Genomic DNA, 14,442 nt, shown 5'->3' on the forward strand with positions numbered 1-14,442 from the left:
GCACCATGGCCACCGCCACCACCTTCGACTACCGCGTCCGCGACAGGACCGGGAAGATCGTCAAGGGGCGCTCAGAGGCGGCCAGCCAGGCCGCCCTCGTCTCCAAGCTGCGCTCCCAGGGCTTCGCCCCGCTCGACATCAAGGAGGCGGGGACCGGCCTCAACCGGGAGATCCGCCTCCCGGGCTCGTCGCGGGTGTCGCCCAAGGACGTCGCGATCATGGCGCGGCAGTTCGCCACCATGACGGAGTCGGGACTGTCGCTCATCCGGGCCCTGTCCATCCTCTCCGCCCAGACCCGCAGCAAGCCCCTCGCGGAGGTGCTCACCCAAGTCCGCACCGACGTCGAGGGCGGCATGACGCTGTCCGGTGCCTTCGCCAAGCACCGCAGGGTCTTCCCGCCTCTGATGATCTCCATGACGCGCGCCGGCGAGGCCGGGGGCTTCCTCGACCGGACGCTGCTGTCGGTGGCTGCCAACCTCGAGGCCGAGATCAAGCTCCGAGCGAAGATCAAGTCGGCGATGACCTACCCGGTCGTCGTCCTGGTCTTCGCGGTGCTGGCCGTCATCGCCATGCTGCTCTTCATCGTGCCGATCTTCGCGGGCATGTACGAGGGCTTCGGCGCCCAGCTACCGCTGCCCACGCGCATCCTGATGGCGGCCTCCGACATCCTCAAGGTCGGCTTCCCGGGGTTCATCGTGCTGGGGATCGGCGCGGGATTTCTGTGGCGGCGCTACCGGCACACCGACCGGGTGCGTGATGTCGTCGACCCCCTGAAGCTGCGCCTGCCAGTCTTCGGGCCGCTCTTCCAGAAGGTGGCCATCAGCCGCTTCAGCCGCAACCTCGGCACGATGATCAGCTCAGGCGTGCCCATCCTGCACTCGCTGCAGCTGGTGGGGGAGACCAGCGGCAGCGTGGTCATCCAGCGGGCGACCGAGGCGGTCTCCGAGGCCGTCCGGCAGGGCGACAGCATGGCCGCGCCACTGGCCCAGCACCGCGTGTTCCCGCCCATGCTCGTCCAGATGCTGGCCGTCGGCGAAGACACCGGAGCCACCGACCAGATGCTGAACAAGGTCGCTGACTTCTACGACACCGAGGTCGAGGCGACCACCGACCAGCTCACGTCGCTCATCGAGCCGCTGATGATCGTCTTCGTCGGCGCCATCGTCGGCGGGATGGTCCTGTGCCTCTACCTGCCCATGTTCGGGATCTACGACCACATCCAGTGACCTGAGGCGCTGCAGCGTCACCCGCCTGGGTGATCCAGCCGGCCCTGCGGAGTGTCGATGCAGGGAGAGCAACAGCCAGAGCCGTGCCAGATGCGGGCGGCTCAGCCATCCACGGAAGGAATGCTCATGATCGCTCGCATGCAGAAGGCGATGAAGGAGAAGGACGGCGGCTTCACGCTCGTCGAGCTCATCGTCGTCGTCGTCATCATCGGTGTCCTGGCGGCCATCGCCGTCCCGATCTTCCTGAACCAGGCGTCCAAGGCGCGCACCAACGCCGACCTCGCCACCGTGTCGAACGCCCAGGTCGCCGTCGCCGCATACGTCGCCGACAAGGGCAGCAACGCCGTCGCGTCTCCCGACGCGGCAACGCTGAAGGAGTACGGCTACCCGCAGTCACCGAGCATGACTGTCACCATCACGCCGTCGACGGGTGCTTACAACATCGCTCTGACCGCTGCCAACTCCCAGGCGAACCACGCGTGCTCTGCGAGCGACACGCAGAAGGCGACCTGCTGACCGGTGCAGTGATCAGAAGGTCGACGGGGGGCGTGAGCCTCCCGTCGACCTCACCCCCATCGTCGACGAGAGGAGTCCCGTGGACACCCGGTACGACCACCTCGGCCCTCCGTCGAGTGATGCTGGACTGAGCCTCGTCGAAGTCATCGTCGCCATGGTGTTGCTCGCCGTCGTCGCGCTCGCCATGGTTCCCGTCCTCGTGACGGGCGCCGAGACGGCAGCTCGTAACAGGGAGATGTCGAAGGCGTCCCAGTACGTCGCCACGGAGATCGCTAATGCCCAGCAGCTGAAGTGCTTCCAGGTCAAGCAGTTGGTCACCGGCGCCGGCAGAGGCTTCGTCTCGCCGGCAGCCGCCACAGGAGCCGACGGAGTGCCTCGCGCCTTCAGTTATTACACGCTCAAGGACACGTTCGTAGACACTCCCGGAGAGTCGTGCAAGGTCGGACAGACCTACACCCTGACCGTGACCGCCACCCCGGATTCGGGGACGGCACAGCCGGTGAGTGCCACCACGCAGATATTGGTCGTCCCGTGATGGGGCGGCGAAGGCACCCGCGGCGCGGCCGCGACACCGGCACGACGCTCACGGAACTGATGGTCGCGATGGCAGCGGGTAGCGTCGTCCTGGCCGCCGCAGCAGCGATCTTCCTCCCGGCGATGCAGAACTCCGCGCGCGAGCGGCAAGCCGGGGTCAACCTCGCCGTCGCCAACGTTGCGAGCAGCACGCTGCAGCGCCAGGTGCGTGATGCCACCTACGTCCTGCCAGCCGCCGGGTCGTCGTCGACGGGCACGACGATCACGATGTGCACCTTCGCTCGAGCGAATTCACCGTCGCGCACTGTCGTCACCTGGAAGTACGTCAAAACCGCCGGCTTGACCATGACGGCCGGCGCTGGTGGTAGCGCCACGGTCTTCGGGGATCAGTTCACCTTCGGGAAAGTCGTGTTCGACTTGTCTAGCAAGTGGCAGCAGGTGGCGAAGGGCGACATCCTCGACATGCGGTTCATCACCGGAGACATCGCTGACGGCACCACTGCCGGCACCATCGGGACGACGCTGCAGTTCTCCGCTGCGCCCCGCTCGGCCCAGATCACCTCCACAGCCAGCTGCGCCTGAGGTGGCCAGCGGCTGTCCGCGTCTGAGAGAGCACCTGTTGGGGCGCCGCCGATAACCGCCCAGGAGCTCCCACCTCCGGGACCGGTCGAGGGAGGCTCAAGCGGATCGCTGGCACCGCCGATAGGGATGGCAGGGGCGGGAACCTCAGAGCCCGCTCCTCGACCTGATCCCAACGGTCAGCAGCAGACTCGTAGACCAGGAGAGGACTGACCCGTGAACGTGCGTGGATCGACTTCCACCCGTCGAAGCGCGCCCCGACGCCGGGAGCGTCCGAGCTGGCGGTTGTGCCTCCGCAATGACGACGGCATGGCCCTGCCCATGGTCATCGGACTCATGCTGGTGAGCGCTCTGCTTGTCATGGGGGTGACTGCGGTCTCCCTGACCGCAGCGGGCAGCGCGAGCGGCACCCGAGCCAGCATTCAGTCACAGGCGTCCGCCGAGGCCGGCCTGGCAGCTGCGCAGTCGAACATTATGGCGAAGACGTACGCCTGCACGTTTGCCTCACCTGTGGGAAGTACGCCGGTGTACTCGGTCGCCGTCCAGTACGGCGTGAGCACCGGCGGTCCGGACTGCCCAGCTCCGGCAGGAGCCCTCACCACGGTCTCAGCGAAGACGGCGGTGCTCGTCTCGACCGGTTCCGCTGCTGCTGGCGGGACACAGGGACATAGTGCGGGTGACGTCAGCCGTCTGGAGGTGGTCCTTTCGCTCGGCGGGACGACAATCGCCACCTCGTCGCCGACGTCCGCGCCATCACCGGCGTTCGACCGCGCGGTGTTCGTCGGCTCGGGCAGCGTCAAGAGCAGCGGTAACTGGGCGCTGAAGAACGGCAGCAGCTCGACGGGTGGTCTGTACGTCAACGGAACACTGGACTGTTCCCAGATCAACGTTCAGGGACCCGCCGTCGTGTACGGGAGTGCGGGCTTGAACGGTGGCAATTGCGTGTTCGGGCAGGGCCTGACGATCTCCCAGGACCTCACGGCCTGCACCAGCACGAAGATCACAGGAACGCTGACTGTGGGAGGCCAGGCCACCGGGGGTTGTTCAGTGGACGGCGACGTCTACGTCGGCAAGGACTTCGCGTGCAGCTCTTCCGTGACGGGGCTGATCTCCGTGCAGGGCGCCATGAACGGTGGCTGGGGGTGCTCCGCCGGCAAGGACCTGCGTGTGGGAGGCGATCTCGGCCAGAACTCCTACAGCGTCACTGGGGCCGTGGTCTCCACCAGTGGCACCGTGTCCAGCAACGCGCAGGGATCCATGGGCAGCCTCACGGTCAAGACCAAGCCTTCAAGCAGCCCCGGCAACCTGACGGTCGCCGGCAAGTCATGCGGCTGGGGATCCTCCCCTGCCTGCAAGATCTCCCAGTCGAGCTCAAGCTCCACCCCGCCCACCAGCCCGGTCGCAGTGCCGTCGTCCGCCGAGGCGATGCCCGTCTACACCGCCGCGTCGTTCGGGACTGCCACTCCTTGGGCCACCCTCATCCGGCAGCGGTACCTCGCGCACGGGTCGACCCAGTGGGCCGAGACGCGCTTCGTGAACTCCGGCGACACCTGCAGCATCACCGCCCCGGCCTCAGTGCAGCAGGACGGCGACAGCACCTCACTCAACGGACCTCTTGACGCCCCAGCTGACGTGTCCGTGGTCGACGCCCGCGCCTGCAGCACTGTGACGCTGAACAAGGTCACGGTCCAGCTGAACGGTGACCTGACGCTGCTGGTCAACTCCTTCTACTCCACAAGCGGCATCAAGGTGGTCAAGGGCAGCGCCGTCCCCACCGGCACCACACCAGTCTTGCGGATCGTCTCGCCGATGTCTGACGGCACCTCGACGTGTGCTGCCAACAGCGCCAACAACAGCATCAAGTTCGACTCCGCTGCTGCTTCGCTCGGCAGCGACGTCAGCATGCTGCTCTACTCGTCCGGCAAGATCGACATGAGCAACGACCTGTCCTTCTACGGGCAGATGATCAGTTGCGCTATCCCGGAGCTGAAGAACAACATCTCCATCAACTACCGCGCCGTGGCGCCGTCAAGCGCGTCGACCAGCTCGAGCCCTTCATCATCGTCCGGCAGCCCCTCGAACAGCGGGAGCTCGGCCGGGGCGTGGACGCTGTCCTCCGTGCGCGACCTCTCGCGTGGCTGAGGTGACCAGCCATCTGCTCGTCGGCGGAGCTGCCCTGCTCGGGCTGCTCGTCGGGTCCTTCCTCAACGTCGTCGTCTGGCGGGTGCCCCGGGGGCTGTCGGTGGTCAGCCCTCCCAGCGCCTGCTCGTCCTGCGGGCACCGCGTGCGTGCCGTCGACAACGTGCCCGTGCTCAGCTGGCTGCTCCTGCGCGGCCGCTGCCGCGACTGCAGCGCGCGCATCAGCATCCGCTACCCCCTGGTCGAGCTGGGGACGGCCGTGCTGTTCGCCGGCACCGCCGCGTGGGCGGGACCCACCTGGCACCTCCCGGTGTACCTGTACCTGGCAGCCGTCGCGGTCGCCCTGGCGCTCATCGACGTCGACGTGCACCGCCTGCCCGACGCGATCGTCAAGCCCTCCTACGTCGTGGTCGCGGGTCTGCTCGTGGCGGCCAGCGCGCTCGAGGGCGACTGGCAGGCGCTGCTGCGCGCTGCCGTCGGTGCTGTGGCTCTGTACGTCGTCTACGCCGCGCTGGCCGTCGCGCGGCCCGGAGGCATGGGCTGGGGAGACGTCAAGCTCGCCGGAGTGCTGGGCATGGCCCTCGCCTGGCACAGCTGGTCGGCCCTGGCCGTCGGCGCCTTCGCCGCCTTCCTCCTCGGAGGCGTGGTCGGCGTGGCGCTCATGGCCGTCCGCCGGGCCGGTCGCGGGACCGCCATGCCCTTCGGCCCGTACATGCTCGCGGGCGCCGCACTCGGACTGGTGGTGGGCGTTCCCACCGTCCAGTGGTACCTGGGCGTCGCACTCGCGTGATTCTGGGGCTCAAGTCGGCCGGGAAGAGGCCGATGAGCCAGGAGAGCGGTGCTCGTGCGCCGCTCCCTCATCAGGACGAAGGGGACGACGTGCGACGGACCGCCATCGGGCTCGACATCGGCAGCTCCTCGCTGCGCGCTGCCCAGGTCTCCTTCCACCGCGACGGCGTGCAGCTCGAGCGGATCTCCCAGGTGGGCCTGCCCGCGGGCGCGGTCGTCAACGGCGAGGTGGTCGACGCGGCCGCCCTCACCGACGCCGTCCGGCTGCTGTGGAAGCAGGCGAGATTCGGCTCCAGGCGGGTCGCGCTCGGTGTGGCCAACCAGCGCGTGCTGGTGCGCCAGGTGGAGCTGCCGCCGCTGAGCCCCGCTGACCTCAAGGCGGCGCTGCCCTTCCAGGTGCAGGAGCACCTGCCGATGCCCGCGGACGCCGCCGTCCTCGACTTCCTGCCGCTGGCGCCGGTCTCCGGCCCGGGCGGCACAGCGCTGGTGCGCGGCCTGCTCGTCGCCGCCCCCCGCGACATGGTCACCACCACGGTCGACGCCGTCCAGGCCGCCGGACTGGTGGTCGACACCGTCGACCTGACGCCGTTCGCCGTGCTGCGCGCCACGCGCGCCCCCCGCGACCTCGACGTCGAGGCGCTGGTGGACATCGGCGCCCGGCTCACCACCGTCATCGTGCACAGCGCGGGCACACCCCGCTTCGTCCGCATCCTGCTCAGCGGCGGAGACGACATCACCGCCGCCGTCAGCGAGGCGGCTGCCGTCCCCTTCGCCGAGGCCGAGCGGCTCAAGCGCGCCGCCGCCGGCAGCGACCAGGTCTCACCGGCCGTGGGGGCAGCGCTCTCGATGAGCGCCCAGGAGCTCGTCGAGGAGATCCGCAGCTCCCTCGACTACGACACCGCCACCGGCGGCAGCGTGGCCTCCCGCGTGGTCATCGTCGGTGGCGGCTCGCAGCTGGAAGGCTTCCCGGAGCGCCTCGAGGAGGCCACGGGCCGCGAGGTCGTGCGTGGAGACGGTCTGCGGGGTCTGCGCCAGCGGCCCGGCAAGAAGGACCTGCCGCCCCTGTCCGCCTCGGACGCAGCGTCCGTCGGCCTGGCCCTCGGAGGCTCGCGATGAGCGCCCCCACCTGGTCCTTCGGTGTGCCCTCGCAGGCACCGACCCAGAAGCTCGAGCAGCCCGCAGCCCCGCAGGCGGACGGACCCGACCCGCTCGCGGAGCTGCGCGAGCAGATCCAGCGCTCGTGGCTCGGCGCCGGCGTCGACCTGCTGCCGGAGCACTACCGCGTCTTGCGCCGCGTCGGCGCTGCGCAGCGCGGAGTCGTCGCCGGCCTGCTCGCCGTCGGACTGCTTCTGGGCGGCGCCGCGTGGCAGGCCCACGCGGCGACCTCGAGCGCAGAGGCGGAGCTGGCCGAGGTGAATGCCCGCCAGGCCGCGCTGACCGCTCAGGCGGCACAGCTGGCGGAGGTCCCGAAGGTGCTGGGCGAGCTGTCGACCGTGCAGGCCGCGCGCTCGACCGCCTTCGCCACGGACGTGCGCTGGTACTCCTACCTCGACGGCCTGCGCAACTCGGTGCCCACCGGCGTGTGGTTGGCCGACCTCAGCTGGGGCTCGGCCGGCGGCTCCTCGACGGACGCCGCAGCCGCGGGTGCAGCCTCGACCGCCCAGCCCGCGACGACGACCGAGGACGCCACTGGGACGGCGGGCACCCAGGGCACGCTCACGGTCAAGGGCCGCACCCAGGACCCGGCGCTGGTCGCCGCCTGGCTCGAGTCCGTGTCGGCCACCACGGGCCTCGCCGACCCCAGCTACAGCAGCCTGCAGCGCATCGACATCGACGGCACCCCCGTCTACGAGTTCACCGCCACCGTGGCCGTGACCGACGCGGCGCTGTCCCACCGCTTCGACACACCCGCCAGCGGTGCGATCGGCACCAGTGGCGCAGCGGCCGCGACCACCCCGGCGACCACCTCGACCCCCGCGACGGGAGCCGGATCGTGAGCATCAAGTCCCCCCGCACCTGGGTGGTGGGCGGCGTGCTGCTCGCCCTCGTGCTGTCCGTGCTCGGGTGGCAGCTCGTCGCCGCTCCCCAGCGAGCGGCGGCAGACGCGGCACGCGACCAGGTCGTCTCCGCCCGCGCCGTCGAGCAGACCCAGCGGGTCCGCCTGGCGCAGCTGACCGCCGACTCCGCCCAGCTCGAGACCCACCGCGCTGACCTGGCGACGGCGAGGACCTCGATCCCCGTGGCGCTGGACCTGCCGGCCCTGACGCGCCGTCTGACGGTCACCGCCACCGTCGCGGGCGTCACGCTCATGGGTGTCGAGCCGTCGGCTCCCACCTCCACCGCCACCGCAGCGGGCACCGCACCGGCCGCGACCTCGGAGCCAGCGACCACCGCCTCCGACGCCGCGACCACTGCTCCCGCAGCAGCGACCGCCGCGACCGCGGCACCCGCGTCCGGGCTGCAGGCCGTGCCGCTGCGCATCACGGTGATCGGCAGCTTCGACGGCGCCGAGCAGTTCCTGCGCCAGCTGCAGAACGACGACGCCCCGTCGCTGCTGGTCGCCGGGCTGTCCGTCACCGGCCAGGACCCGGCGGACGCCTCCGGCGCCAAGCCGCGCACGGTCAACGGCGACGTCCAGCTGGTCGTCGACGCGCGCGCCTTCGTGCTCCCCTCCACGGCCTCCTGAGCGAGAGCGAGACTCCGATGTCCACCAGCCCCTTCGGGACGCCGCCCTCTTCTTCCGCTCCTTCCTCGGCTGCGTCCACCACCGACGCTGCCGCAGGGGCGGCTCGACGCGGTCGCGCGCTGCCCATCGCCCTCGGCGGCGGCGCGGTGCTGGCCGGAGGCCTGGCCGCGGCGCTGGTCCTCAGCAGTGGCGGTCCTGACACGGCGACGGCGGTCGCCGGCCCCGCGGACGACACGGCGGTGCCCGTCTCCAGGGCCACCTCGCGGTCCACGGCGACGGCCAGCCCCTCACCCACGTCGCCCTTCGCCGCCACGCCCTCCGCGGAGGCCACCGCCCCCTCGGCGGGGGAGGTCGGTGCGACCTCCACCTCGAACGCCGCGCCGACCACCTCCGGTGCCAGCGCTGAGACCTCCACGGCACCGGTCCCCGCCGCCGGCGGGACGTCCCGCAACCCCTTCGCGGCCCTCGTGCTGTCCGCGGGCACCTCGAACACCGGAGCCTCGGACTCCACCGGTGCCACGGGCGGACCCTCCAGCTCGGCCACCGGGGTCCCGCCCGTCGACGCCGCCCCGACCACCGGCTCGGGGACGACGACCGTCGTCGTCCCGTCGCCGGTGCCCTCGACGAGCGCGACGACCGACGCCGCCGCCGTGGCCGCCGCTCAGGCGGCCCGTGCGGCAGCGGCCGCCTGCGCAGCGGCCCTGCCGGCCCTGGGCTCCGCAGACTCCCTGCTCAGCGCCTACGCGGCGGGGTCGGCGGACGCGGCCACCACCGCGGGCGCTGTGCTCGCCCCCGCGCGCTCCGTGCTCGAAGCGGCGCTCACGGTCCCGTCCTCCACCAGCCTCGGCGCCGCGCTGACCGCGTCGGCCTCGGGCCTGCTCGTCCTCCAGGGAGCCCTCAGCGGCGGCGACGCGGTGACCTCCGGCGACGTCAGCCAGCAGCTGGCCACGGACGCGGCGACCACTGCCGCGTGCTCCGCCACGGGGGCGGCACCCGCCCCGGGCGGCTCCACCTCGACGGCGGCGAAGACGGTCACCGTCCTGGCGGGGGACACCCTCAGCTCGATCGCGCGGGCCCACGGCACGACCCCGACCGCGCTGGCGCAGCTCAACCACCTGAGCGACCCGGACCGCATCCGCGTCGGCCAGGTCCTCACCCTGCCCGCCTGACGGCCTCGACCACCGCCCACACCCCGGAGGGTGGGCGGGCCCGGACCCGCGCCCCGGGCTGCGCGGCTGACCCAGGGGCCCGCACCCGCGCCTGCGCTCGCAGGGCCGTGGGAGGATCAGCCACGTGCTGCGCTGGCTGACCGCGGGGGAGTCTCACGGCCCCGCCCTCGTCGGAGTGCTCGAGGGTCTTCCCTCGGGCGTGTCCGTGACCACCGACGACCTCGTCGCCGCCCTCGCGCGGCGCCGCCTCGGCTACGGCCGCGGCGCGCGGATGGCGTTCGAGCAGGACGAGGTCACCGTGCTCGGCGGCCTGCGCCACGGGGTGAGCCAGGGCGGTCCGTTCGCTCTGACGATCGGCAACACCGAGTGGCCCAAGTGGTCCACGGTGATGTCGGCCGACCCGGTCGACCCGTCGCTGCTCAAGACCACCGGCCGCAACGCGGCGCTGACCCGCCCGCGCCCCGGCCACGCCGACCTCGTGGGCATGCAGAAGCACGGCTTCGACGAGGCGCGCCCGGTGCTGGAGCGCGCCAGCGCCCGCGAGACCGCCACGCGGGTGGCCCTCGGCGCCGTCGCGGCCAAGTTCCTCGAGCAGGCCGCCGGGGTGCGCCTGGTCTCCCACACCGTCTCCCTCGGCCCGGTGGCCGTCCCGGACGACGCGTGGGCCGAGGTCGGGCTGCCCCACCCCGACGACGTCGCCGCCCTCGACGCCGACCCGCTGCGCTGCCACCACCCGGCCACGAGCGCCCGCATGGTGGAGGAGGTCGACGCCTGCCACAAGGAGGGCGACACCCTCGGCGGCGTGGTCGAGGTGCTCGCCTACGGCCTGCCGCCGGGCCTGGGCAGCCACACCCACTGGGACCGCCGCATCGACGGGCGCCTCGCGCAGGCGCTCATGGGCATCCAGGCCATCAAGGGCGTGGAGGTGGGCGACGGCTTCGAGACCGCCCGCCGCCGCGGCTCGGCCGCCCACGACGAGATCGAGAAGGGCCCCGACGGCGTGCTGCGCCGCCGCACCGCCCGTGCCGGCGGCACCGAGGGCGGCATGACCACCGGCGAGGTGCTGCGGGTGCGCGCCGCCATGAAGCCCATCGCCACCGTGCCCCGCGCCCTGGCGACCGTCGACGTCGCCACCGGTGAGGCCACCCAGGCCCACCACCAGCGCTCCGACGTCTGCGCGGTGCCCGCCTCGGGCGTGGTCGCGGAGGCGATGGTCGCGCTCGTGCTGGCTGACGCGCTGCTGGAGAAGTTCGGCGGCGACTCGGTGCCCGAGACCGCCCGCAACGTGCGCGCCTACCTGGACTCCATCCCCGAGCTGCTCCGCAGCCAGGTCGACGCCGCCGGCAGCCCCGTCGTCCCCGTCGCGGGCGACGACGACGGCGAGCCGGGCGCCTGAGCGTGACCCCCCGGGTCGTGCTCGTCGGCCCGATGGGGGCCGGCAAGTCCGCGGTGGGCGCGCTGCTCGCCGCGGACCTGGGCGTGCAGCTGCGCGACACCGACGCCGACGTCGAGGCCGTGGCCGGCCGGCCCGTCGCCACCGTCTTCGCCGAGGACGGCGAGCCCGCGTTCCGCGCCCTGGAGCGCGCCGCCGTGGTCGACGCCCTCGCCGAGCACCCCGGGGTGCTCGCCCTGGGCGGCGGCTCGGTGCTCGACGCGGACACCCGCGCCGACCTCGTGGCGCTGCGCTCGCCGGTGGTGCTGCTGACCGCCACGTGGGAGCACGTGGCGGGCCGCCTCGGGGACACCAGCACCCGCCCGGTGCTCGCGAGCGGGTCAGCGGGCGCGGAGGCGCGCTGGCGCGAGGTGATGGCTGCCCGCGAGAAGCACTACGCCGAGGTGGCCGACCACGTGGTCCCCACCGACGGGCGCACGGCCCGCGCCGTCGCCGACGTCGTCCTGCGCCTGCTCTCCCTCCACTGACCGCCGGAGGCGGGGGAGGGGCTCCGTAGGATCCGCTCGTGAGCACCGCCGACAGCGCCCTCGACAGCGCAGGCCAGCCGACCCGGATCACCGTGGCCGGCGAGGCGCCCTACGACGTCCTCGTCGGGACCGGCCTCCTGGGCGAGCTGCCCGGCCTGCTCGGCGAGCGCGTGCAGCGGGTGCTCGTGGTGCACCCCCGCGCGCTCGCGGCCACCGGCGAGGCCGTCCGCGACGACCTCGCCGCGGCCGGCTACGAGGCCTACGTCGCCGAGGTGCCCGACGGCGAGGACGCCAAGCGCGCCGAGGTGGCCGCCTTCTGCTGGGGCGTGCTGGGCCAGGCCGGCTTCACGCGCACCGACGCCGTGGTGGGCGTCGGCGGGGGAGCGGTGACCGACCTCGCGGGCTTCGTGGCGGCCACCTGGCTGCGCGGCGTGAAGGTCGTCCAGGTGCCCACCACGCTGCTGGCCATGGTCGACGCCGCCGTGGGCGGCAAGACCGGCATCAACACCAAGGAGGGCAAGAACCTCGTCGGCTCGTTCCACCCGCCGGCGGGCGTGCTGTGCGACCTCGCGGCGCTGCGCACCCTCCCGGTGAACGACCTGGTGGCGGGCATGGCCGAGGTCGTGAAGTGCGGGTTCATCGCCGACCCGCGCATCCTCGAGCTGGTCGAGGCCGACCCGGCCGCCGTGCGCGACGCCGGTGCCCCCGTGATCCGCGAGCTGGTCGAGCGGGCCGTGCAGGTCAAGGCCGACGTGGTGGGCCAGGACCTCAGGGAGTCGGGCCTGCGGGAGATCCTCAACTACGGGCACACCCTCGGGCACGCCATCGAGCTGGTGGAGCGCTACGAGTGGCGCCACGGCGCCGCGGTGAGCATCGGGATGGTCTACGTCGCCGAGCTCGCCCGCCTCGCCGGCCGCCTCGACGACGTCGTGGTCGACCGCCACCGCAGCGTGCTCGGCGCCGTCGGCCTGCCGCTGACCTACCGGGGCGACCGCTGGCCGCAGCTGCTCGAGGGCATGAAGCGCGACAAGAAGACCCGCGGCGACCTGCTGCGCTTCGTCGTGCTCGACGACGTCGCGAGGCCCAGCCGCCTGGAGGGCCCCGACCCCTCGCTGATGGCGGCGGCCTACTCCGCCATCAGCGCGTGAGATCGCTGTCGTCAGGGGCACCGCCGCGGTCCCGGTAACATCTCCGCACGTGGCATCGACGAACGACCTGAAGAACGGCCTCGTGCTCAACCTCGACGGACAGCTGTGGTCCGTCGTCGAGTTCCAGCACGTCAAGCCCGGCAAGGGCGGCGCGTTCGTCCGCAGCAAGCTGAAGAACGTGCTCTCGGGCAAGGTCGTGGACCGCACGTTCAACGCCGGGACCAAGGTCGACACCGCCACCGTCGACAAGCGCGACATGCAGTACCTCTACCGCGACGGCACCGACTTCGTGTTCATGGACTCGGACACCTACGACCAGATCACCGTCTCCGAGGAGACCGTCGGCGACGCCGCCAACTTCCTCCTGGAGAGCGCCGAGGTCATCGTCGCCGTCCACGAGGGCACCCCGCTGTACGTCGAGCTGCCGACCTCCGTGGTGCTCGAGGTGACGTACACCGAGCCGGGCCTGCAGGGCGACCGCTCCACCGGCGGCACCAAGCCCGCCACCGTCGAGACCGGCTACCAGATCCAGGTGCCGCTGTTCCTCGAGACCGGCACCAAGGTCAAGGTCGACACCCGCACCGGGGACTACCTCGGCCGGGTCAGCTGAGCTGCTGACCAGGACGACGACGACGGACCGCCGCTGACGTGGCTGCACGGACCAAGGCCCGCAAGCGGGCCCTCGACCTGCTCTTCGAGGCCGAGCAGCGCCGGCTCGACCCCGTCACCCTGGCCGCCGACCGGTTGGCCAGCGGTCACGTCCCGGTGCCGCAGTACAGCCTGGACCTCGTCGAGGGCGTCCAGGCCCACCGCGAGCGCATCGACGAGCTGCTGACCACCTACTCGCAGGGCTGGGAGCTCGACCGGATGCCCGCCGTGGACCGCAACCTGCTGCGCATCGGGGTGTTCGAGCTGCTGTGGTGCGACGACGTCCCCGACGCCGTCGCGGTGTCGGAGGCCGTGGGGCTGGCCTCCGAGCTGAGCACCGACGAGTCGCCGGCGTTCGTCAACGGGCTGCTGAGCCGGCTCATGGACCTCAAGCCGGGCCTCGTCGACAGCTGACGCCGGTCCGCCGCACCTGGCACAACCCGGTGCCGTCCCGGTCCGGTCACAGCTGGTGATCGCAGGCGACGCAGAAGACCCCCGCACCGGGATCCGGTGCGGGGGTCTTCGTCTCGCTGCGTGACCAGCGGCGGGCCGTCGGAGCGGTGTCAGCCGTTCTGCGCGACGGCGCGGCGGGCATCGGGGTCGAGCACGCCCCAGCTGATGAGCTCCTCGGCCAGCTGCTGCGGCGGGAGGTCGTAGATGACGGCGAGGGCGCGCAGGTCGTCCGAGCGGATCGAGAGCACCTTGCCGTTGTAGTCGCCGCGCTGGCTCTGGATGGTGGCGGCGTAGCGCGCGAGCGGGCCGGCCTTCTCCGAGGGGACCGACTGCAGGCGCTCCAGGTCGAGCACGAGCTTGGGCGGGGGCTCGCTGTGACCTGCGCTGCCGCCGTCGGGCAGGAGGGCCGAGACCGGCACGCCGTAGAAGTCCGCCAGCTCGGCGAGGCGCTGGACGGTCACCGCTCGGTCGCCGCGCTCGTAGGAGCCGACCACCACGGCCTTCCACTGCCCGCCGGAGCGCTGCTCCACGCCCTGCAGGGACAGGCCCTGCTGGGTGCGGATGGCGCGCAGCCGGCTGCCGAGCGCCTTGGCGTAGCCCGATCCTTCCTCCGACATGCCGTCCCCTCTCTCAGT

16 protein-coding genes are annotated in these 14,442 nt (G+C 72.1%); 15 read left to right on the forward strand and 1 reads right to left on the reverse strand.

What is annotated here, in order from left to right:
* The first annotated feature begins 5 nt into the window (after positions 1–5).
* From FMM08_RS03845 to nusB, 15 genes are all read left to right on the forward strand, one after another.
* Positions 6–1,226, forward strand: a complete 1,221-nt coding sequence (locus FMM08_RS03845; RefSeq protein ID WP_147925035.1) for a type II secretion system F family protein — start codon at positions 6–8, stop codon at positions 1,224–1,226.
* Between the two features lie 126 nt (positions 1,227–1,352).
* A complete protein-coding gene (locus tag FMM08_RS03850; protein WP_147925036.1) occupies positions 1,353–1,742 on the forward strand; it encodes a prepilin-type N-terminal cleavage/methylation domain-containing protein in 390 nt (129 codons plus the stop codon).
* 79 nt (positions 1,743–1,821) lie between these two features.
* The gene (locus FMM08_RS03855; RefSeq protein WP_187279530.1) at positions 1,822–2,277 is read left to right on the forward strand and encodes a prepilin-type N-terminal cleavage/methylation domain-containing protein; all 456 of its coding nucleotides are present in this window, start codon (positions 1,822–1,824) and stop codon (positions 2,275–2,277) included.
* A complete protein-coding gene (locus FMM08_RS03860; protein WP_147925038.1) occupies positions 2,274–2,858 on the forward strand; it encodes a hypothetical protein in 585 nt (194 codons plus the stop codon). The genes FMM08_RS03855 and FMM08_RS03860 overlap by 4 nt, the downstream gene beginning before the upstream one ends.
* Before the next feature lie 306 nt (positions 2,859–3,164).
* Complete coding sequence (locus tag FMM08_RS03865; protein WP_147925039.1) at positions 3,165–4,997, forward strand: hypothetical protein; 1,833 nt, start codon at positions 3,165–3,167, stop codon at positions 4,995–4,997.
* Position 4,998: 1 nt separating this feature from the next.
* Complete coding sequence (locus FMM08_RS03870) at positions 4,999–5,784, forward strand: prepilin peptidase (RefSeq protein ID WP_147925040.1); 786 nt, start codon at positions 4,999–5,001, stop codon at positions 5,782–5,784.
* Between the two features lie 89 nt (positions 5,785–5,873).
* Complete coding sequence (pilM, locus tag FMM08_RS03875) at positions 5,874–6,899, forward strand: type IV pilus assembly protein PilM (RefSeq protein WP_187279531.1); 1,026 nt, start codon at positions 5,874–5,876, stop codon at positions 6,897–6,899.
* Positions 6,896–7,780 (forward strand): PilN domain-containing protein, encoded by an 885-nt coding sequence (locus FMM08_RS03880; protein WP_147925042.1) that lies wholly within the window; start codon positions 6,896–6,898, stop codon positions 7,778–7,780. Before pilM ends, FMM08_RS03880 begins: the two co-directional genes overlap by 4 nt.
* On the forward strand, positions 7,777–8,469 hold the full coding sequence (locus tag FMM08_RS03885) for a hypothetical protein (RefSeq protein WP_147925043.1): 693 nt from the start codon (positions 7,777–7,779) through the stop codon (positions 8,467–8,469). The genes FMM08_RS03880 and FMM08_RS03885 overlap by 4 nt, the downstream gene beginning before the upstream one ends.
* 17 nt (positions 8,470–8,486) lie before the next feature.
* Entirely contained in the window at positions 8,487–9,638 is a 1,152-nt protein-coding gene (locus FMM08_RS03890; RefSeq protein WP_147925044.1) for a LysM peptidoglycan-binding domain-containing protein, read from the forward strand.
* Between the two features lie 124 nt (positions 9,639–9,762).
* Positions 9,763–11,034 carry a chorismate synthase gene (gene aroC, locus FMM08_RS03895; RefSeq protein WP_147925045.1) on the forward strand — a complete coding sequence of 424 codons (1,272 nt, stop codon included), beginning with the start codon at positions 9,763–9,765 and terminating at the stop codon, positions 11,032–11,034.
* Positions 11,035–11,036: 2 nt separating this feature from the next.
* Positions 11,037–11,558: a shikimate kinase gene (locus FMM08_RS03900; protein ID WP_222710381.1), complete on the forward strand. Its 522-nt coding sequence runs from the start codon at positions 11,037–11,039 to the stop codon at positions 11,556–11,558.
* A 38-nt stretch (positions 11,559–11,596) separates the two neighbouring features.
* Positions 11,597–12,706: a 3-dehydroquinate synthase gene (aroB, locus tag FMM08_RS03905; protein ID WP_222710382.1), complete on the forward strand. Its 1,110-nt coding sequence runs from the start codon at positions 11,597–11,599 to the stop codon at positions 12,704–12,706.
* Positions 12,707–12,755: 49 nt separating this feature from the next.
* Entirely contained in the window at positions 12,756–13,316 is a 561-nt protein-coding gene (gene efp / locus FMM08_RS03910; RefSeq protein WP_147925046.1) for an elongation factor P, read from the forward strand.
* A 38-nt stretch (positions 13,317–13,354) separates the two neighbouring features.
* Complete coding sequence (gene nusB, locus FMM08_RS03915) at positions 13,355–13,768, forward strand: transcription antitermination factor NusB (protein WP_147925047.1); 414 nt, start codon at positions 13,355–13,357, stop codon at positions 13,766–13,768.
* 149 nt (positions 13,769–13,917) lie between these two features.
* On the opposite strand, the gene bldD is transcribed toward nusB, so the two are convergent.
* The gene (bldD, locus tag FMM08_RS03920; RefSeq protein ID WP_147925048.1) at positions 13,918–14,424 is read right to left on the reverse strand and encodes a transcriptional regulator BldD; all 507 of its coding nucleotides are present in this window, start codon (positions 14,422–14,424) and stop codon (positions 13,918–13,920) included.
* Positions 14,425–14,442: the final 18 nt, after the last annotated feature.

The organism is Quadrisphaera setariae (genome assembly GCF_008041935.1).
GTDB classification, from domain to species: domain Bacteria; phylum Actinomycetota; class Actinomycetes; order Actinomycetales; family Quadrisphaeraceae; genus Quadrisphaera; species Quadrisphaera setariae.

Bases quoted from the DNA above. Each gene is read 5' to 3' on its own strand.
- FMM08_RS03865 (WP_147925039.1), top strand. From the start codon at position 3,165: ATGGCCCTGCCCATGGTCATCGGACTCATGCTGGTGAGCGCTCTGCTT.
- FMM08_RS03850 (WP_147925036.1), top strand. From the start codon at position 1,353: ATGATCGCTCGCATGCAGAAGGCGATGAAGGAGAAGGACGGCGGCTTC.
- bldD (WP_147925048.1), bottom strand. From the start codon at position 14,424: ATGTCGGAGGAAGGATCGGGCTACGCCAAGGCGCTCGGCAGCCGGCTG.
- FMM08_RS03890 (WP_147925044.1), top strand. From the start codon at position 8,487: ATGTCCACCAGCCCCTTCGGGACGCCGCCCTCTTCTTCCGCTCCTTCC.
- FMM08_RS03880 (WP_147925042.1), top strand. From the start codon at position 6,896: ATGAGCGCCCCCACCTGGTCCTTCGGTGTGCCCTCGCAGGCACCGACC.
- FMM08_RS03845 (WP_147925035.1), top strand. From the start codon at position 6: ATGGCCACCGCCACCACCTTCGACTACCGCGTCCGCGACAGGACCGGG.